Origin of the sequence: Archangium primigenium, from assembly GCF_016904885.1 — a bacterium.
GTDB classification, from domain to species: Bacteria; Myxococcota; Myxococcia; order Myxococcales; family Myxococcaceae; genus Cystobacter; species Cystobacter primigenius.
Genome location: NZ_JADWYI010000001.1, coordinates 6,919,902 through 6,939,213 on the forward strand (window position 1 = coordinate 6,919,902; position 19,312 = coordinate 6,939,213).

17 protein-coding genes are annotated in these 19,312 nt (G+C 70.0%); 4 read left to right on the forward strand and 13 right to left on the reverse strand.

Features of this window, described 5'->3' with window-relative positions:
- Positions 1–45 precede the first annotated feature (45 nt).
- The 6 genes from I3V78_RS28275 to I3V78_RS28300 form a co-directional block, all read right to left on the reverse strand.
- The gene (locus tag I3V78_RS28275; protein ID WP_239578508.1) at positions 46–1,071 is read right to left on the reverse strand and encodes a gluconeogenesis factor YvcK family protein; all 1,026 of its coding nucleotides are present in this window, start codon (positions 1,069–1,071) and stop codon (positions 46–48) included.
- A 132-nt stretch (positions 1,072–1,203) separates the two neighbouring features.
- Positions 1,204–2,481 carry a sugar transferase gene (locus tag I3V78_RS28280; protein ID WP_420840460.1) on the reverse strand — a complete coding sequence of 426 codons (1,278 nt, stop codon included), beginning with the start codon at positions 2,479–2,481 and terminating at the stop codon, positions 1,204–1,206.
- A 221-nt stretch (positions 2,482–2,702) separates the two neighbouring features.
- Entirely contained in the window at positions 2,703–3,440 is a 738-nt protein-coding gene (locus I3V78_RS28285) for a CpsD/CapB family tyrosine-protein kinase (RefSeq protein WP_204491990.1), read from the reverse strand.
- Positions 3,441–3,482: 42 nt separating this feature from the next.
- A complete protein-coding gene (locus I3V78_RS28290; RefSeq protein WP_204491992.1) occupies positions 3,483–4,904 on the reverse strand; it encodes a GumC family protein in 1,422 nt (473 codons plus the stop codon).
- 23 nt (positions 4,905–4,927) lie between these two features.
- Positions 4,928–6,103, reverse strand: coding sequence for a hypothetical protein (locus I3V78_RS28295; RefSeq protein ID WP_239576674.1), 1,176 nt, complete (start codon positions 6,101–6,103; stop codon positions 4,928–4,930).
- 93 nt (positions 6,104–6,196) lie between these two features.
- Positions 6,197–6,775, reverse strand: a complete 579-nt coding sequence (locus I3V78_RS28300) for a polysaccharide biosynthesis/export family protein (protein WP_204491997.1) — start codon at positions 6,773–6,775, stop codon at positions 6,197–6,199.
- Between the two features lie 353 nt (positions 6,776–7,128).
- On the opposite strand from I3V78_RS28300, the gene I3V78_RS28305 reads away from it, so the two are divergent.
- Positions 7,129–7,323 (forward strand): hypothetical protein, encoded by a 195-nt coding sequence (locus tag I3V78_RS28305; protein ID WP_204491999.1) that lies wholly within the window; start codon positions 7,129–7,131, stop codon positions 7,321–7,323.
- A gap of 158 nt (positions 7,324–7,481) precedes the next feature.
- Here the strand turns inward: I3V78_RS28305 and I3V78_RS28310 are convergent, their stop codons facing one another.
- The 4 genes from I3V78_RS28310 to I3V78_RS28325 form a co-directional block, all read right to left on the reverse strand.
- Complete coding sequence (locus I3V78_RS28310; RefSeq protein WP_204492001.1) at positions 7,482–8,063, reverse strand: type 1 glutamine amidotransferase domain-containing protein; 582 nt, start codon at positions 8,061–8,063, stop codon at positions 7,482–7,484.
- 156 nt (positions 8,064–8,219) lie between these two features.
- Positions 8,220–10,865 (reverse strand): hypothetical protein, encoded by a 2,646-nt coding sequence (locus I3V78_RS28315; RefSeq protein WP_204492003.1) that lies wholly within the window; start codon positions 10,863–10,865, stop codon positions 8,220–8,222.
- Positions 10,866–10,994: 129 nt separating this feature from the next.
- The gene (locus I3V78_RS28320; RefSeq protein ID WP_204492005.1) at positions 10,995–11,435 is read right to left on the reverse strand and encodes a DUF6918 family protein; all 441 of its coding nucleotides are present in this window, start codon (positions 11,433–11,435) and stop codon (positions 10,995–10,997) included.
- Positions 11,436–11,516: 81 nt separating this feature from the next.
- Positions 11,517–13,091 (reverse strand): ATP-binding protein, encoded by a 1,575-nt coding sequence (locus I3V78_RS28325; RefSeq protein WP_204492007.1) that lies wholly within the window; start codon positions 13,089–13,091, stop codon positions 11,517–11,519.
- Positions 13,092–13,507: 416 nt separating this feature from the next.
- On the opposite strand from I3V78_RS28325, the gene I3V78_RS28330 reads away from it, so the two are divergent.
- Complete coding sequence (locus I3V78_RS28330; protein ID WP_204492009.1) at positions 13,508–14,395, forward strand: RNA polymerase factor sigma-32; 888 nt, start codon at positions 13,508–13,510, stop codon at positions 14,393–14,395.
- Between the two features lie 74 nt (positions 14,396–14,469).
- Complete coding sequence (locus tag I3V78_RS28335) at positions 14,470–15,150, forward strand: spermidine synthase family protein (protein WP_204492011.1); 681 nt, start codon at positions 14,470–14,472, stop codon at positions 15,148–15,150.
- Here I3V78_RS28335 and I3V78_RS28340 read toward each other — a convergent pair.
- Positions 15,139–16,632: an amidase gene (locus I3V78_RS28340; RefSeq protein WP_204492013.1), complete on the reverse strand. Its 1,494-nt coding sequence runs from the start codon at positions 16,630–16,632 to the stop codon at positions 15,139–15,141. The genes I3V78_RS28335 and I3V78_RS28340 overlap by 12 nt on opposite strands.
- A gap of 26 nt (positions 16,633–16,658) precedes the next feature.
- Here I3V78_RS28340 and I3V78_RS28345 point away from each other — a divergent pair, with 26 nt between their 5' ends.
- Complete coding sequence (locus I3V78_RS28345; RefSeq protein WP_204492015.1) at positions 16,659–17,093, forward strand: EVE domain-containing protein; 435 nt, start codon at positions 16,659–16,661, stop codon at positions 17,091–17,093.
- 21 nt (positions 17,094–17,114) lie between these two features.
- Here I3V78_RS28345 and I3V78_RS28350 read toward each other — a convergent pair whose 3' ends face one another.
- Both I3V78_RS28350 and I3V78_RS28355 read right to left on the reverse strand, forming a co-directional pair.
- Positions 17,115–17,723 carry a hypothetical protein gene (locus I3V78_RS28350; RefSeq protein ID WP_204492017.1) on the reverse strand — a complete coding sequence of 203 codons (609 nt, stop codon included), beginning with the start codon at positions 17,721–17,723 and terminating at the stop codon, positions 17,115–17,117.
- A gap of 78 nt (positions 17,724–17,801) precedes the next feature.
- Positions 17,802–19,262: an amino acid permease gene (locus I3V78_RS28355; protein WP_204492023.1), complete on the reverse strand. Its 1,461-nt coding sequence runs from the start codon at positions 19,260–19,262 to the stop codon at positions 17,802–17,804.
- Positions 19,263–19,312 lie beyond the last annotated feature (50 nt).

A 19,312-nucleotide genomic window follows, 5' to 3' on the forward strand; every position in this document is an offset into this window, starting at 1 on the left:
GGGTTGAGGAAAAAACGGGGGCGCCCGCGAGGCGCCCCCCCACGACTACAGGCCAGAGCGCGCCATCTTCAGCAGGCAGCGCGTCACCTTGCGGCTGTCATGCCGGATGCGCGGCCCCTCCTTGAGCAGGTCCGCCTCCACGGGGATGACGCCCAGGTCCAGCAGCGCGCGCCGGTCCGTCTTCACCGGCACCGAGCCCTTGCGGGCGTAGCGGCGGGCGGCCTCCTCGGTCGGGGCGGTGCCGTTGAGCAGCACCGCGTCGAGCACCGGGCCCACGTGCTCGATGACGGCGCGCACGTGGTCCACCCCGTCCATGCCGTCCGTCTCGCCCGGCTGCGTCATGAGGTTGCCCACCATGACCTTGAGGGCGCGCGTCTCGCGCAGGGCCTGGGCCACGCCGTCCACCAGCAGGTTGGGCAGCACGCTCGAGTAGAGCGAGCCCGGGCCGATGACGATCATGTCCGCGGCGCGGATGGACTCGATGAGCCCGTCCACCGGCGGCGGCGCGCGCGGGCTGAGCGTCACCCGGCGGATGCGGCCCCGGGCGCGGCAGATCTTGCTCTCGCCCACCACCTCGGAGGAGTCCTCCATGTGGGCCACGAGGTGCACGGGTGCCAGGGTGCTCGGCAGCACCTTGCCCTTGGCGCCCAGGAGCGTGCCGGACACGCGCACCGCCTCCATGAAGTCGCCCTTGAGCTCCGCCAGGGCGGCGATGAGCAGGTTGCCCACCGCGTGGCCGGCCAGGCCCTTCTTGCCCGCGAAGCGGTACTGGAACACCTCGCTGAGCGGCCCCTTGCCCTCGGCGAGCGCCACCAGGCAGTTGCGCACGTCGCCCGGAGGCAGCACGCCGCGGGTGCGGCGCAGGCGGCCCGAGGAGCCGCCGTCATCGCTCATGGCCACCACGGCGGTGATGTCCAGCCCCGGCTCGCCCGCGTCCAGCTTGGGCGTGGCCTTGCGCGCCAGGCCCTTGAGCACCATGGGAAGGCCGGTCCCGCCGCCCATCGCCACGATGCGCGTGGGGCGGACCTCCAGCTCCTGCCGCAGGCCGTTCGACGCGCGCCCCGACTCCATCAACACGTCCCACGTCTCGTCGAGAACCGATTCCGACTCGATCATGTTGCTACCCCCTTCGACGCCCGTCCCAAGAAACACGCCGCCAGGCCCCCCCGGCGGCGCTCGAAACCCTGCCCTTCCGGCCCCTCGCTAGCGCGCGCCGCGCGCCAGCAGCACGTGCCGGACGGTGTGGAAGATGATGCTCATGTCGAGGAAAAGCGAGCCGTTCTTCACGTAATACAGGTCGAATTCCAACTTGTTGCGCGCATCCTCCACGGAGGCCCCGTAGGGGTAGCGGATCTGCGCCCACCCGGTGAGGCCCGGCTTGACGGCCTCGCGCAGCGCGTAGAACGGAATCTGCTGCTTGAGTTGCTCGATGAACACCGGGCGCTCGGGCCGCGGGCCCACGAAGCTCATGTCGCCGGTGAGGATGTTGAGCACCTGGGGAATCTCGTCGATGCGCGTCTTGCGGATGAAGCGGCCCACCCGGGTGACGCGGTCGTCGTTGGAGCGCGCCCACACCGCGCCGTTCTTCTCCGCGTCCGTGCGCATGCTGCGGAACTTCCACAGGAAGTAGGACTTGCCGTTGAGGCCCGTGCGCTCCTGCCGGTAGAAGATGGGGCCCTTGGAGTCCAGCTTGATGGCGGCCATCACGATGAGCAGGAAGGGCGCCGCGCACAGGAGCAGCGTGGAGGCCACCAGGATGTCGAAGGCCCGCTTGGCGGCCCGCCGCGCGCCGGACACGGTGAGCTCCTCGGCGAAGGCGAAGTCGCTCGTGCGCAGGTGCGTCACGGGGATGCGGCGCAGCACGCGCTCGCAGAAGCCGGCGGCCTCGTACACGCCCCGGCCCTCGAGCCGGCAGCGCAACAGGTCGTCCATCCAGTGCGCGCCGCGCATGTCGTCCACGGCCTGCACCACGTAGTCGGCCTTGAAGCGCGCGGCCGCCTCGTGGATGGGCTCGGGCTCGCCCGTGGCCGAGCGGGGCCGGCGGGGATCCACCAGGGCCACCACGTGGAAGCTGTCCTCGCCGCCCTGCTCGATGGCGGTGGCGGTGGCGCGGGCCTTGAGCCCATCACCCACGATGAGCACGCGGCTGGGCGAGCCCACCACGGCGCGCAGCGCGGAGCGCACGCCCAGGGTGCCCACCAGCGCGCCCACCGCGCCGCCGAGCAGCGCGCCCGGGGGCAGGTGGATGGGGAGCAGGGCGGGCGCCACCAGCATCAGCACGCCCACCATCGCCGTCGTCACGCCCGCGGCCTTGAGCAGGCGGGCCCCGCGGCCGCGGTCCTCCGCCGCCACGCGCAGGTCATACAAGTCCATGAGGTACAGCGAGAACTGGAAGGTGGGCACGAACGTGGCGCCCAGGAGCAACATCCCCGAGGCGCTCCCCGCCAGACTCAGGCCCCCGTCGTCCACCGGCGCCAGCATCCGCGCGAACGCCATGGCTCCGAGGATGCACGCCAGGGCAATCGCGGTGCCCTCGATGAGAAAGAGGGTCAGCTTCCTGGAAGAAAAATAGTGATGGAATACCCGAAGCACGTCGCTCCTCCGTCGCCCACGCCAACGCTGTCAGAAACGTCTCGTCCGGCCCGGGCGGGGCGCCCCCGTGAGAGGCACCCCGCCCGGCCGGTCCCGCCCTACGTCTGGACCTACTTCTGGTAGTAGTCCTTCAGGTACGGGGTGGCGCTCTGCTCCGCCCCGTTGAGCACGCAGCCCAGCACCGGCGCGCCGCCCAGCTGCTCCACGGCCTGATTGACCGTCTTGGCCTGGCTCTGGTTGGCCCGCACCACCATCAGCAGGCCGTCCGCCTGGTGCCCCAGGATGGACGCGTCCGCGAAGGGCAGCGTGGGAGGCAGATCCAGGTAGACCTCGTCGAAGTGCTCGCGCACCAGCTTGAGGAACTGCTTCATGCGGGCGCTGGCCAGCGCCTGGGTGGGCTCCTCGGGCGTGGCGCCCGCGGTGATGACCGCCATGCGCGTGGCGTGGAAGCGGCGCACCAGGTCACGCACCTCGCACTCCCCGCTGAGCAGCTCCGCCAGGCCCGGACGGCCGCGGATGCCGAGCACCTGGGCCACCTGCCCCCGGCGCAGGTCCGCGTCGATGAGCAGGATGCGCCGCTCGGGGTTGGCCCGGGCCGCGGCCAGGGCGAGGTTCACCGTCGTCACCGTCTTGCCCTCGCCGGGCATCGCCGACGTCACGCCCACCACCTTCAGGGGGCGCAGCTCGCGCATGCGCTCCAGCCGGTAGTAGAGGCTGCGGTACTGCTCCGCCGCGATCGAGGCCGGGGCCGTGAGCGACACCACCCGGTTGTCCACTGCATTCGGGGAGCCCGCCGTCTCATCCACCCTGGGAAGAAAGTTTCCCGCCCGCTCCATGGTCTTTTCCATCGTGTTCCTCCCGGATTCCGTGTTGTTCATCGTCAGACCCCTTTAGTTCAGCGTCGAATCCGACGAAGAGGGAGGCACCACGTTGCGGCCCCCCGTGGCGGGCATCAGCACCCGCTTCTCGACCTTGGCACTCTGCATGTTCGGGACCACCGCCAGGACAGGCAGGGGCAGCCGGTCACGCAACTCCTGGGTGTCGCGGATGCTGTCGTCGCGCATCTCGAGCACCACTCCGGTGAGCACGCCCAGGCCCAGGGCGATGAGCAGGCAGATGAGCAGGCCACCCACCCGGTCCGGCTTGGCCGCCAGCGCCGGGACGGAGGCCGGCGAGACGACGTGGAAGAGATCCTCGGCCCCGCGCAGCTCCAGCTCCTGGGCCAGCTCGGCCTCGATGCGGCGCGACACCACGCTCTGGTACTTGGTCCGGGCGATCTCGTAGTCGCGCTGCAGCACCCCCAGCTCGTGGGCCCACTTCGGGGTGCGGTCCAGGCGCTCCTGGTAGCTCTTGGCCTGCTGGTGCAGGGCCTCGATGTCCTTCTGGATGGCGCCGATGAGGCCGGTGACGCGGGTGCGCTCCTGGCGCTCGGCGAACTGGCGACCCTCGGCGTCCTTGCGCTTGCCGCTCATGGCGTTGAGCTCCTGGTCCAGGCGCTTGACCTCGGGGTGGTCTCCCGTCCACGAGGAGCGGGCGGCCACCAGGTCCTGGGTGAGCGTGGTCTCGGCGGCCTCGAGGCGACCGGCCTCGCTGTCCGCGGCGTTGCGCGCCCGGGCCAGGTCGGAGCGGCGGGCCTCGGCGACCCGGAGCTCCTCGGACTTGGTCTGCAGGAGCGCACCCACGCGCTCCAGGCCCCGCATGTTCATCTCCAGCTGCTCGGGCAGCTCGCCGATGTGCGCCACCTTGAAGGCGGCGATCTTCTTCTCCCAGCCGGTGACGCTCTCGGAGAGCGAGCCGATCTCATCGGAGAAGAGCTTGGTGGCGCGCTGGGCCTGGGCCTGGCGCGACTTGAGCGTCTCCTCGGCGAAGAGCTGGGGCAGGCGGTTGGCCACCTTGGCGGCCAGCTCCGGGTCCCTGTTGGTGTAGGTGAGCTCGAAGGACGTCTCACCCTCCACGCGCACCGTCAGGTCCTTGCGCATGGCGACCACGGCCGCCTCGATGCCCTTCTCCGAGACGATGTCCGGATAGAGGTTCATCTCCTCGATGGCCTTCTGCAGCACCGGCCGCGACATCAGCTCCTGGCGCACGGTGAGCAGGCGCTGTTCGATCAGCTCGCTCACGGTGCGCTGCACCATCTCCTCGCCCGGCCGCTGCGGCTGCACCCGCACCACCGCCGAGGCTTCATACATATTGGGCTGCAGCAGGACGATCGCCGAACCGATCGCGAACACCGCCAACACAATGGCCCCGACCAACACCTTGCGACGCCACAGGGCCTTGAGCACCTGATCCGCCGTCATCCCACGCTCCATGTGCCTTCCTCCATCCATGTGTGTCACCATGCCGTCATGTGCAGGCGGACCGCCGCCACATTCCGGTTCAGGTTCACTCCCGCCGCGACCTCAGTCATGCCCACCTGTGCGATGCGATCCACGGCGGCCTGCATCGACACGTACCGATTGACCTCGAAGACGAGTCCCGTGCTCAGGGCGTAGCCCTGGGACACGCGCTCGCCCACCCTCAAACTGAAAGCGTCCTCATTGGGAGCCTTGCCATTGCGAAAGAAGCTCGCCGCCCCGTAGATGCGAACGCGATTGCTGAAATGTTTGTTGAAGGTCAGACCCGCGTAATCCGCCCACAACGTGTTGGAAAAGCCACTCGCGCCCACCAGGTCGTGACCCAGCACCAGGCCCGCGTCGAACGTGCCGCGCTCGTGCAACAGCTCCAGCTTCACCCGGGGCAACACCCCCCGCGTGCCGTCCTGTCCGAGGAAGGCCACCGGTCCGCCGCGCAGCGTCGTGGTGGTATGCCTTCCGAGGCGATAGCGCAAGGCACCAAACGCACCGTGCGCCTGATCCATGTTGTCGCCGAACAGGAACGCCTGATAGCGATACTCCACGCCCAAGGACAGACGGCGCGTGGTGCGCAGCCAGGCCTCCACGTAGGGCGTGTGCACGAAGCCCGAGGGCAGCGCGTTGAGCTCCCCCAGGGCGAGCACCTTCACGCCCTCGAAGGTGTACCCCGCGCCCACGTCCACCAAGCGGCTCATCCGCTGCGTCACGTTGAGCCGCGACATGCCGTAGAGGACCGGCTGGTTGGAGCGCGCCACGCTCTCGCGCGGCAGCGACGTGGGATCCGTCACCCGGTAGATGCTGCCGGACACGTCCACCTTGAGCCGGCGCGACAGCAGCTTGTTCACCGCGAGCCCGCCGCGGTGGTCCAATGACACCCGGCCACTGCCGTGGCGCACCAACAGGTCCGTCGCATAGAAGCTCTCGAGCTTGAGCGAGGGATCCTTCACGTCCAGACCGATGCGCGGCGACACCTTGCTCATCAGCTGTCCGGTGGGCTGGGCCGCCGTGGCCCCTCCCACCACGGGCACCGTGCCCGGGGCGCCCGCCAGGCGGACGTCGTCATCGAAGCGCTCCTCGAAAGACAGACGCGCCCGAGGCTCCACCTGCGTGGCGGCGAGGGCCGCCGGCGAGCACCCGAGGACCGCCGCCGTCGTCATCCACCGCTTCCAATGTCCACTCACGGCATCCCTCCGTCCCCACCCGACTGCCCACACTCGACCCATCCCACGTCCATTCCCGCTCCCGCCGCGCTACGGCACGACGATGGTGTCTCCAGGGCGCAGGTTGAGCGGCTCGTTCTTCTCGGGCGAGTTGACGAGCTCGCTGTAGCTCACCGGGATGGTGCTCCCGTCCTTCTCCGAGCGGCGCAGCACCACGATGCCGTCCCGGTCCGCGAAGTCCGTGAAACCTCCCGCCAGCGCGATGGCCTGCAGGATGGACACCCGGCCGCGCAGCGGATAGGCGCCCGGATGGGCGACCTCGCCGGTGATGAAGACCCGGCTGCTGTTCACCTCCCGCACGATCACCGTCACGCGCGGCTCCTGCACGTAGGCGCGCAGCGAGTCGCGGATCTGCTCGGACAACTCCGTGGGCGTGCGCCCCTCGGCCTGGACCTCACCCACCATCGGCAGCGAGATGAACCCGTCCGGGCGGACCGGCAGCGTGCGCGACAGGTCCCCATCCCGCCACACCGCCACGTCCAGCACATCCTCCCGGCCAATGCGGTACGGATGATCCGTGTTGTCCACCTGGCTCATGCCCCGGTGCGCACAACCCGACACGAGGACCATCCCCATCACCGCCCACGTTTTCGCGCTCGTCTTGGCCATCGCTCTCGCCTCTCCCCATCCCAGGACCCCGACTCATCCGGGGCCATGTGTTTGCGGAAGGCCTTAAGCAGTCGCCGTGCCAAGGCTCGCGGCGAGGCAAATCCTCGGGATCATCGTGGGTTACGCGCTACCCCCAGGGGGAAAGGATCCGCCTGTCCGGGAAAAAATTCCGGCATCGCCCTGCAGGACATTCCAGATCTACGGAGTGCTTGTCCCACCTACAGGGAACCGTTTTGCCCACCGGTGGGAATGACTTTGCCCTTTTTCGGGCCCAAACCCCTGGCACGCCGCTTGAAGAGACCCTTTCCCGTCAGCGACAGACCCTTCGGGGTCGAACATCAACGGGGGCGACGATGAACAAGGCGGCGGTGGCGGTGGTCGGGATGTTCTCGGTGGGCGCGGGGATGATGACGATGCTGGGCTCGATGGTGGGCACGTACGCGGAGCCGGTGGCCCTGGCGTTCATGGGCGTGGGCCTCTTCGCGAGCAGCTCGCTGTTCAGCGGCGCCAAGGACACGGCGCCCGCGGGCGTGGCCAAGGAGGCCTGAAAAACCTGGAGGCCTGGAAGAATTTCCAGGACCGGTGAACGCGGAGAGGACGGAAAAAGAGTTCCCACGGCGGGAACCTCCGCGCTCCCGAACGACGAAGGGGAAGGCTCCCAACCCGGAGCCCTCCCCTTTTTCTTTTCCCCGTCCTGGGTGCCCGCTCAGTGAATGGAGGGCAGCTGGTCGGACGCCGCCTCGGGGGCGCGCGGGGAGCCGAGCCGCGGAGCGATGCCCTGGGCGACCTGGCGCAGGAGCGCCGCGCAGAAGGCCTCGAGGTCATCCGGCTTGCGCGAGGTGATGAGGTTGCCGTCCTCCACCACCTGGCGGTCCACCCAGCGCGCGCCCGCGTTGATGAGGTCCGTCTTGATGGAGGGGAAGGACGTCACGGTGCGTCCATCGGCGATGTCCGCCTCCACGAACATCCAGGGGGCGTGGCAGATGGCGGCGATGGGCTTGTCCGCCTTGAAGAAGTCCCGCACGAAGCCGACCATGTGGATGTCCATGCGCAGGTGGTCCGGCGAATAGCCGCCCGGAATCACCAGGGCGTCGAAGTCGGCCGCGCGGACGTCCTGCACGCGCGTGTCCGCGGAGACGGTCTCCTGGCCCTTCTTGCCCTTCAGGGGCTTGCCCGCCTCGAGACCCACGATGACCGCCTCGTGGCCGGCCTTCTTCACTTCCTCGTAGGGGACGCGGAACTCCGAGTCCTCGAAGTCCTTGTCCACGATGAATGCGATGCGCGCCATGCGGCCTCCTGAAGAGAGGGGACGTGTGTCCCTGTCAGGAGAAGGTGCACACGCCGGGGCGCGGAAGAAACGAGGACAAGACAGACGCGGGCGCGAGTGCGTGCCTCGCCAGGAGGCTTGGACAGCGAGCGACCTGGCGAGGAGCAGCTCAAGGCCTCACGGATTGAGCTGGATGGCGTAGACGGACCACTGTGCGGGGCCCGTGGACAGGTCGCGCCGCACCTCGACCTCGGTGGGCGAGGTGAACACGAGCCGTCCGGTGACCACGCCGGACTTGGCGGTGGCCTTGTGGGACGTCTCGCCCGAGGACTGGCCATTGTGCGCCTGGGTGCCCGCCAGCAGCAGCGTGCGCGAGGTGTCCACGGCCGTCGCCAGCGTGGCCTTGGTGGTCAGCGCCCCATCGAGCGCCACCGGGGCCACGGCCTGCACGACCGTGCCCGTCGGGAACTGGATGCGCTCCCACGACACCCCGGTGAGCGCCGGCGTCGGACAGAACGTGTCGTAGCTCCGGCTGAAGCGCAGCTGCGAGGCCGCGGCGTCGATCGAGCCGCGCAACGTGCGGTTGCAGAGGTTGGCGGTGTCGTCGCCCACGGACGTGCGGAAGGTCGCCAGCAGCGCGGAGCGGCCCGCCTCCTCCGGCGTGAAGACATCGCCGACGCTGAAGGTCGAGTCCTCGGTGGGACCCGGAATCAGGCCGCGTGTCACCTTCGAGCCGTCGAACTCCACCACCTGCACGGTGTAGAGGGCGTCGTTGTTGCAGCCCTGCGCGGGGTCCACGGCCAGGTCCACCCGGTTGGTGCCCGTGAGCTGGACCGTCACGAAGTCATTCGCACTCAAGACGTTGCCGCCCGTGGTGGAGCTGTAGAGCACGAAGGCCCGGGTGGCATCCGTCACGGGCGTGGTCAGCGTGATGGGCGCGATGACGTTCGACGTACAAGACGTCTCGAACTGCTGGGCCCGGAGCCCGCTCGGCATCTCCACCACCTGCCACTGCACCTGGATGGGCTTGGGGTTGTTGTCCTTGCGGAAGCACTGGACCCTGTCGTCTCCATTGAGCCGACACCGGACGGAGGTATGCCTGGGATCGGTCTCCGTGGACGTGGCCTGGAACACCAGGAAGCTCTTGCCCCGGCTATTGAGCTTGGGCGTGATCGCGCAGTCCGAGCTGTTCTGACCCCCGCTGATGTCACACGGGCCCCGGCGCACCGTGGGCGTGATGGTCACGCTCTTGACCGAGGTGCGGCCATCCACCGAGGCGGTGATGTCGGCGGGCTGTCCGCCCGTCTTGCTCTTGAAATAGAAGCTCGCCGTGCCCCCCGCGCTGGTCACGTTCCCGCCCGCCAGCACCGCCGTGCCGCAGGCGGCGTCGGTGTAGAAGCCGATGCCCGTCTCCAGCGGCGCGCTCACGGTGACGAGGCCCGACACGGGAGAGATGGCATTGCCAAAGGCATCCGTGGTCCTCACCACCGCCACCTTGGAGCACTCGCCGGCCAGCAGGCTCTTGCCCGTGTCCGGCGGCGTCAGGGTCAACTCGATGTTGGAGGCCGGGGCCGCGGTGACCTCCTGGGCGCGCGTCACGGCCGTCCCGATGTCCTTGACCTCGAGGGTGAAGGTCGTGGCCAGCTCACTGCGGAAGTACAGGACAAGCGAGGTCTGCGTGTTGAAGTCAGCCGACTGCGTCCCGGCGGTGGGCGCGGGCAGGCGCGTGTTGTCCGCGCATCCCGCAGAGGAGTAGAAGGCCGTCTTGGCGTTGGCGGGTGTCGGCGTCAACCGGATGGTCTTCAGGGGGCCGTTTTCCGTCGGATTGCCATACACATCCCGCCGCTCCAGGATCAGGGCCACGCACGAGCCCGCCTGGATGGACTGCGCCTCCGAGGCGAACGCCACCTGGCTCGCGTCACCGGCTCGCAGGTTGTAGGGCACCACGGTCCGCTGGAAGTCCTCGGCATCGGCGCGCAGCTGATTGGCGCCAATCTTGACGCCCTTGACATAGAAGCGGACGGACGACTGCTTCGGCTCGATGGTGAAGGTGGTGAGCGCGGGCGTCTGGCAATCGGAGTTCTGGTGGAAGGACACCCCGTCCGGAGCACTCGTCGTGGGGGTGACCCCGGTGGCGTAGTTGGGGGCGGTGGGAGCGCCCTTGGCGTCACGGCGCACCACGCTCACTTCCACGCATTGGCCCACGCCCGGGTTCATCGGCGCCGTGGCGAAGGCGATGGAGGTGGCGACGCGCGAGCAGGTGCTGACGGCCGAGCAGGTGTTGTCGTCGCAGCCCCGCTTGCCATCGCAGTTGAGGTCCGCGCTCGCGTCACACGTCTCCTGCTGGGCCTTCGGATTGGCCTTGTCGCTGTCGTCGTCGCAGTCGGGCCCGCCCTGCGCGGCCGCCACGAAGCCATCCCGGTCGGAGTCCTCGTCCGGGCCCGGAGGCGACAGCGTCACCGGCACGGTCACGATGTCCGCCGAAGAGAAGTTGGCGGCCACGGGCGCGCTCTTGCCGTTGTACAGCAGCGTCCCCGTGCACCCGTCCGCGCCCCACAGGGCCCGGGCCTGCAGGCGGACATCCTTGGGCAGCGCGCCCTGGAAGACGGCGATGTTCGCCTTGTCCTGGTCCTTGTCCTTGCCTTGCAGTGTGGCCACGGGCACGCGCTCCTCCTTGAGGAGCGTGTCGTCCGTCGTCGAGCGCACCTCCAGGGCGATGCAGCTCGCCTGGACCTGGGGGTCGACGGTGATGAGGGCTTGAACGGCGCCGGGCTTGCTACACGCCGCGAGCGACAAGAGGAGAACCGGGAGGACTCGGGACATGGGATCCTCGACTACCAGGGAGGGGTGTCGGAACGTAACGCCCGAAGCATACCCCCCACTCCCCTGGACGTCCCAGGAAGGTGGCCCTCGCCTCCCGGGAGGGCCCTCCCGCCGTCAACGACGTGGCACTCAGGCCGTGTGGCGGGCGATGAGGCCGCCCAGCCGAGGCACCGCCGCCTCGACGTTCTTCTTGGCCGTGCCGCGCAGCTTCTCGTAGGTGCCCTTCACCAGGCCGCTCTTGGAGTGGTTGGCCTTGGTGTCGGTGATGGCCAGCAGGGCGTCCGCCACGCGCGACGCGTTGGCGGAGAAGTAGGGAGCCACCGGCTTTCCCGCCTTCACGGCCTCCTGGTAGATGGGCTCCAGCGCCGAGGAGAACTCGGGCAAGAGGTCCTCCACGACGTGGCGGATGAAGCCGGGCTTGACGCCCTTGACCGCGGCGTAGCCCGCCTTGATGGCCATTCCCGACAGGCCGCCCTTGTCGCCGACCTCGGCATCGATGAGCGTGCAGCAGTCGTCGATGACCGCCGTCTTCTTGGGAGGATTGGTCAGAGTCTCGCTGAGTGACGCCATGAACGCGTGCCTTTCAGTCCCTCGGCTCGGTCCGTCGGTGGACCGGGAGGGCGATGCGAGCGGGCGAATAGCACATCCCGCTCAGACCAGGGAGTGTTGCAACGGGGGCGTGCCCGACTGGCGCACCGCGTCTTCCGGGGCCGTGGGCAACAGGACCCGGAAGATGCTCCCCTGCCCCATGGTGCTGTCCACGGACATCTCTCCGCCCAGGCCCTTGAGGATGTCGTGGCTGATGGACAGCCCCAGGCCCGTGCCCTCGCCCAGGGGCTTGGTGGTGAAGAAGGGCTCGAAGACCCGCGCCAGGTGTTCGCGGGCGATGCCGCACCCGTTGTCGTGCACCTCCACCACCACCTGGCCCGCGTCGTTGGTGCGCGTCACCAGGCGGATCTCCCCGCCCTGCCGGGGCAGGGCCTGCGCGGCGTTGATGAGCAGGTTGGTGAAGACCTGCGCCAGCTGCACGGAGTTGCCACGCACCGGGGGCAGCGCGCCGTAGTCCCGCAGGAGCCGGCCGCGGCTGCGCAGCTTGCACCACGCCAGGTGCACCGAACTCTCCAGCACCTCGTGGACATCCAGGGCATGGGTGTTCACCTGCTCGCCCCGCGACAGGGCCCGGAGGCTCTGCACGATGAGCCGCATGCGCTCGGCGCCCTCGCGCGCCTCGTCGATGGCCTCGCGCAGCTCGTGGGCGTCGTCCTCGGGCAGCGCCATGCGGCCCAGCTCCGTGCCGATGAAGCTCAGGTTGCTGGAGACGAAGGCCAGGGGGTTGTTGATCTCGTGCGCCACGCCCGCGGCGAGCATGCCCACCGAGGCCATGCGCTCGTTGAGCCGCAGGCGGATCTCGTTCTCGCGCTGGACGGTGATGTCGCGCACGGTGACGGTCATGCAGTCGCCCACCGCGACCAGCTGCCGGCGGAACCAGCGCCGACCCAGCCCGGGCAGCACCTGATCCACCTCGTCGTCATGGGGCCGGCCCGTCCGCCACACCTGCTCGCACAGCTCCAGCGGCGCGATGAAGAGGGCATCAGGGAGGTCGACCAGCATGCGGCCCTCGGCCGCGCCGCACTCCTGGCCGATCAGGCGCTCGGCATGGGCGTTGAGCCGCAGCAGCCGCAGGCCCGCGGGCTCGCCGCGCAAGAGGAAGAAGGCGTCGAAGCTGCCGCTGGCCGCCGCGCGGAACAGGGCCTCGCTGTGGCGCTGGGCCTCCTCGCCGCGCCGGTGGTTGGACATGTCCCGGACGATGCCGAACAGGCCCGCCACCTGGCCATCCGGCTTGCGGATGACGCCCTTGGTGGACAGCCACTCGCGCGGCACCCCCGCCATCACCTCGCGCATCTCCGCGTACAGGGTGCGCCCGGCCAGGAGCGTCTGCCGGTCGAACTCCAGGGTGCTCTGCACCTCATCGGGCGAGAGGATGTCGCAGTCGCGCCGACCGAGGATGTCCTCCACGGGCCGGCCGAGGTAGCGCGCCCCCACCTCATTGATGAAGATGTAGCGGCCCTCGATGTCCTTGGCGAAGACCGCGTCGGGCACCTCGCGCGCCAGGGCGAGGAAGAGCTCCCGGTAGGGCAGCTCCGCCGGGACCTGGGCGGCTGGAGCCGTGGCCACGCCCTGCGCCCCTCCCCGACCCATCACCTCTCGCTCGCCACGTGTGCTCATGGTCGAACAGATACACACAAGCGCTCCCCCCGAGCAGTTGCTCCGAGGTCGCAGCCCCGGGCTGAACGTCGGGCACTCCACGGATACCGCGACCCCGGGGTCCCCGACTGTCACCGGGAGGACATCCCGTCCGGGACACCCGGCAGGCGAGCGAGGGGTTGATCGCCCGGCGGTTGGAGCTCCCGGGGGGGCCCTCATCTTCCCGCTGTCACGGTTTCTTCCCGCTGACCCTAAAACTTGCAAACCCCCGTCTGTAAAAACGACGGGCTGGCGGCCTAATCATGGTGGGGGGTCGCGGCAAGTGCCCGGACTCATTGCACAAAGCCGTGGGAGCAAGCGTGGCACTCGCGTTGCTAAGGCTTCCTGGCACGAAGTTCAACGCGACGCCTTCTGGTCTTTACCCCCGGAGAGACACCATGCAGACCTCCACCTCCTTCTCTTCTGCGGACACGCTGTCGACGTACCTGGCGGACATCAACCAGTACCCGCTGCTGACGGTGCAGGAGGAGCAGGCCCTGGCGCGTCGCTTCCGCGACGGCGACGCGGCCGCGGGCCACCGCCTGGTGACGAGCAACCTGCGCTTCGTGGTGAAGGTGTCCTACGAGTACCGCTCCTACGGCATCAAGATGTCCGACCTCATCCAGGAGGCGAACATCGGCCTGATGAAGGCGGTGCAGAAGTTCGACGCGGACAAGGGCATCCGCCTCATCTCCTACGCGGTGTGGTGGATCCGCGCGTACATCCAGAACTACATCCTCAAGAACTGGAGCCTGGTGAAGCTGGGCACCACCCAGGCCCAGCGCCGGCTGTTCTTCTCGCTGGCCCGCACGCGCCGCGAGCTGGAGAAGCTGGGCTCGGGCGAGGGCAACGTGGTGGACGCCGAGGAGATCGCCCGCAAGCTCAACGTGAAGGCCACCGAGGTGCGCGAGATGGAGCAGCGCATGGGTGGGCGGGACCTGTCGCTGGACGCGCCGGTGGGCGAGGAGGGCGACGCGACGCACATGGACTTCGTGGAGAGCGAGTCGGCCTCGCAGGTGGACGAGGTGGCCGACCGGCAGCAGGCCAACCTCACGCGCACCCGCATCCAGCAGGCGCTCACGCGGCTGGACCCGCGCGAGCGCTTCATCATCGAGCACCGGGTGATGGGCGACTCGGAGATGACGCTCAGCGAGCTGGGCGAGCACTTCGGCTTCTCGCGTGAGCGCGCGCGCCAGCTGGAGATCCGCGCCAAGGACAAGCTCAAGGCGGAGCTCGCCTCGCTCATGGCCGAGGTGGGTCTGGACGAGGCGGCGGCCAGCCGCTAACACCTCGTCCCCGGAAGAGCACACCCCTTGGCCGGGCCCACGCGGGCCTGGAGGGGTGGGAGGGCCTGGGGACGATGAAGCCGTGGAAGGTGATTGACCGGGCGCCCGCGCCCGGAGGCGGAGAGCTGGTGCTGCATCAGCGCGGAGAGGAGTTCGCCATCCGCGTCAATGGCCGCGAGCTCATGTCCAGCCGACAGCACGGCTCCGAGGAGAAGATGGCCGAGGTGGCCTGCGCGGGCCTCGGCGACAAGCGCGCGCACGTGCTCGTGGGGGGCCTGGGACTGGGCTACACGGTGCGGGCCACGCTGGACCGGCTGGGTCCCTCGTCCGAGGTGGTGGTCGCGGAGCTGGTGCCCGCGGTGGTCGCGTGGAACCAGGGCGTGCTCGCCCCGCTGGCGGGCCGGCCGCTCGAGGACCCGCGCGTGCGCGTGGCGGCCCGGGACGTGGGCGACATCCTGCGCACGGCCGAGGGGCACTACGACGCGGTGCTCCTGGACGTGGACAACGGGCCCGAGGCGCTCACCCAGGAAGGCAACCGCTGGCTGTACGGTGAGCGGGGCCTCGGCACGGTGCGGCGCGCGCTCAAGCCCCGGGGCGTGGTGGTGGTGTGGTCCGCCGCGCCGGATGCCGCCTTCGCCTCGCGCCTCAAGCGCGCGGGCTACGACACCCAGGTGTTCGAGACCCCCGCGCGCGGCAAGGGGGGCGGCCCCCTGCACACGCTCTTCATCGGACGGGCCCGGCCCTCAGGCGCGTGACATCACGCCCGGCAGGCGGTTCTTCCACGGCCGCGCCTGCTCGAGCTGGGCGGCGAGCCGGAACAGCGTGGCCTCGTCGCCCATGCGCCCGGCGAACTGCACCCCGATGGGCAGCCCCGCCGGGCTCCAGGAAAGGGGCACGGACATGGCGGGCTGGCCCGTCATGTTGAAGAGCTGGGTGTTGGGGGTGCGCTCCAGGGCGTGCCGGCCGAGCTCGTCGATGAGCTTGAGGAACAGGGGCTTGAGCGGCATGCGGCGCAGCGCCGCCATGGCCAGGAGGTCCGTCGGCTTGGGGGCCAGCTCCCCCACGCGCGCGGGCGGGTGGGCCAGCGTGGCGTCCAGGAAGAGATCGTAGCGCTCGTGGAAGCGCGCCGTGCTCCGGGCCGCCTGGTGGATGACCTCGCGCGAGTACTGCAGCTCGGCGGCGGAGAGCACGTCCCCCAGCTGTCCGAGCACCCACGTGGTGGGCTCCACCTCGTCCGGCGTCACCGCCCTGCCCCGCCTCTGGCCCACGGCCTTGAGCTCGAGCGACACGTTGGCCGCGACGGTGACGAAGTAGGCCCGCACCAGCTCGTCCTTGGGAAAGCGCGGGGCGTCCTCGGTGAGCTCGTGGCCCAGCTCCCGGCACAGCCGCGCCGCGTCCTCGACGGCGGCCACGCACTCGGGCGCCACCTTCTGGCCGAAGAGCGAGGCGGTGGAGAAGGCGATGCGCAGGCGGCCGGGCTCCGCGCCCACCTCCTGGAGGAAGGGCCGGGCCACGGGCGGCGCCGTGTAGGGGGCGCCCGCCTCCGGACCGTGCGTGGCGTCCAGCATGGCGGCGCTGTCCCGCACGCTCCGCGTCAGCACGTGCCGCTGCACGAAGCCGCCCCAGGACTCCAGGGTGTCCGGCCCCACGGGGTTGCGGCCCCGCGTGGGCTTGAAGCCGAAGAGGCCACAGGCGGACGCAGGGATGCGGATGGAGCCGCCCCCGTCTCCGGCGTGGGCCATGGGCACCACGCGCGTGGCCACGCACACCGCCGAGCCGCCGCTGGAGCCCCCGGGCGTGTGCTCCGGATTCCAGGGATTGCGCGTGGCGCCGCGCAGCGCGGTCTCGGTGACGCCGAGGATGCCGAACTCGGGCGTGGTCGTCTTGGCGACGATGACGACGCCCGCGCGGCGAAAGCGCGCCATCAGCTCCGAGTCGTGGTCGGGCACGAAGCCCTCCAGCGAGCGGCTGCCCGCCGAGTAGGGCGCGTCCGCCAGGTAGCCATCCAGGTCCTTCACCAGGAAGGGCACGCCGGTGAAGGGACCCTGGGCGAGCGGACCCTTCGCCGTGGCGCGGGCCTGCTCGTACAGGCGGTGCGCCACGGGGTTGAGCCGGGGATGGATGGACTCGAGGCGGGTGATGACCTCCTCCACCAGCTCCGAGGGGTGGACCTGCTTGTCGCGCACCAGTCCGGCGAGGTCCGTGGCGTCGAGTGTTTCGTATCCCTGGATGGCCATGGCCGGGATATCTACCATGCACCGACATGGCGAAACCCCAGTACTGGTTGATCAAGAGCGAGCCGTCCGTCTACGCCTACGCCCAGCTCGAGCGCGAGGGCCGCACCGCGTGGACGGGCGTGCGCAACTTCGAGGCGCGCAACAACCTCCGGGCGATGAAGCCGGGCGACCTGTGCCTGTACTACCACTCCAACGAGGACAAGGCCGTGGTGGCCGTGGCGCGCGTGCTCTCCCTGCCGGGGGAGGATCCCACCGCTCCGGGCGAGAACTGGGCCTCGGTGGACGTGGGCCCCGTGGTGGCGCTCGCCCAGCCCGTGGCGCTGGCCACCGTGAAGGCCACCCCCCAGCTCGCGGACTTCCCGCTGCTCACGCGCAGCCGCCTGAGCGTCACCCCGGTGAGCGGCGAGCACTTCCGCCGGGTGCTCGCGCTCGGCAAGACGAAGCTGCCCGCGGCCCCGTGAGGCGGCGCGCGGGGGTGTGCCTCAGGCGCTCGCCGGGTGCAGCTTCTGTTGCAGCAGGTGGGCCCGGTTGAGCGCCGAGAGCAGCTGCTGGCGCAGCGACTCGGCGTCCCGCGCGATGTCCGCGAAGTCCTGGGCCTGGGCATCCGCCGCCAGCACCCGCGCGCCCTCGGCCACCTGGGCCATCTTCTCGTTCACCGCCTGCAGGGAGAGGATGAGCTCCTCGGACTTCACCGGCGCCCCGCCCTGCGTGCGGCTCGCCAGCTCCTGCATGTTGGCGCTCAGGCCGCCCGCCTCCTGGCCCAGCGCGGCGAAGCGCTCCATGAGCGTCTGGTAGACGCGCGTGCGCTCCTGCAGCGCCTGCGCCCGGACGTTCACCTCCTGGGCCAGGGCCTGCTGCCGGTCGCGCCAGCCGTTGAGCACGCCGAGCAGCGCGCGCATGTGGGCCACCAGCCGCTCGTCGCAGTCGGCCACGGAGGTGAGCAGCTTGCCCATCTTCTCCAGGTGCTTCTGCGCGCTCATGGGCCCGGTGCGCACCTCCTGGGCGAGGGACTCGAAGGTGCGCAGTTCCTCCTCGATGGCCGCCGCGGCCTTGACCAGCTCGGAGGACTCGGACTGTGGCCGCTTGCTCATGGGCGCTGCTCCAATGGGAACGGGGAAGGCGCCCCCTTCCTAGCACTCTTCCGGCCCCCTCACTTCAGGATCCCGGGTTCATGTCCCGGGGCCCGGCTGGGCCGCGGCGGACGCCGGGGGAGCCAGGGTCACCTTGGGCCCCACGAAGGTGTGGCGCTGGAAGAACACCCAGTAGCCCACCAGGAGCAGCAACAGGCCCGCGAAGGTGTAGCCCGCCAGCTCGTTGGGCGGCAGGACGAAGAGCACCATGATGGCGGCGCACCACACCAGCGCCACCGCGTTGACGAGCGGGGAGTAGCGCCCCAGGTCCCACGGGCCCCGGTGGGACCACGTGCCGTCGCGGCGGGCACGCCAGCCCACCCACACGGGCACCGCGTACGAGGCGTAGAGCGCCAGCGTGCTGAGCGCCACCATGGCCGCGTAGGCCCCGCTCCAGATGGCCACGAGGAACGCCGCCACCACCGACACCCAGACGGCCACGTGCGGGCTGCGGAAGCGCTCGGACACGCTCGCCAGGTGCGAGGAGAAGGGCAGGCCGCCGTCGCGCGCGAAGGCGAAGAGCATGCGCGAGTTGCTCGTCACCGAGGACAGCCCGCAGAACCACATGGCCCCGATGGCGATCCACACCAGTGCCCCGCCGAGCGCCGGGCCCAGGGACTCGCGCAGCACGTAGAGGAAGGGGTTGGGCGCGGCGGCCGTGGCCGACAGGTCCCCGATGGCCAGCGTCACGCCCACCAGCAGGATGTAGCCCACCACCGCGCTCACCGCCACGGACAGGAAGATGCCCCAGGGGGCGTTGCGGGTGGGATCCTTGGTCTCCTCGGACACGTGGGCGCTGGCGTCGTAGCCGGTGAACGTCCATTGCGCCTGCAACAGGCCGATGAGGAAGCCGTAGTGGTAGACGTGGGGCTCGGCGGTGAAGCGCGTGAACAGGAAGCCGAATTCCTGCCGGGGCGCGAAGGCCACCAGGGCGCCGATGAGCACCGCCACGCCCGCCACGTGGTACCAGGCCGACAGGTTGTTGAGCAGCGCCACCGCGCGCACGCCCACGTGGTTGAGCACCGCGTGGGACAGGAGGATGACGGCGTAGAGCGGCAGCACGTAGCCGCGCTCGCGCGGAAAGCCGAGCATGTCCGCCACGAACTCCGCCAGGCCGAAGTCGATGCCCGCGGTGACGGCGAACTGGCCGATGGTATTGAGCCACGCCGTGAAGAAGCCCACCCGCGCGCCCCCCAGCATGGCGGCCCAGTGGTAGAGCGCGCCCGCGGTGGGAAACGACGAGGCGAGCTGGGCGAGGCTCGCCGCCACCATCAACGTCATCACCGCCACCAGGGGCCAGCCCACCGCCATGACGAAGGGCCCGCCAAAGCGCAGCCCATGGCCGTAGAGCGTCACCGCGCCCGTGAGGATGGAGATGATGGAGAAGGAGATGGCGAAGTTGGAGAAGCCGCCCATCTCCCGCAGGAGTTGCTGCGCGTAGCCCAGCCGCTGCAACTGCGCCGCGTCCGCGTCCAGGGCATGCTTCGGGTCATTGTCCATGGTCCCGGAGTCTGAGCGGCCCGCCCCGGCGCCGGAAAGCGCCGGTTTCA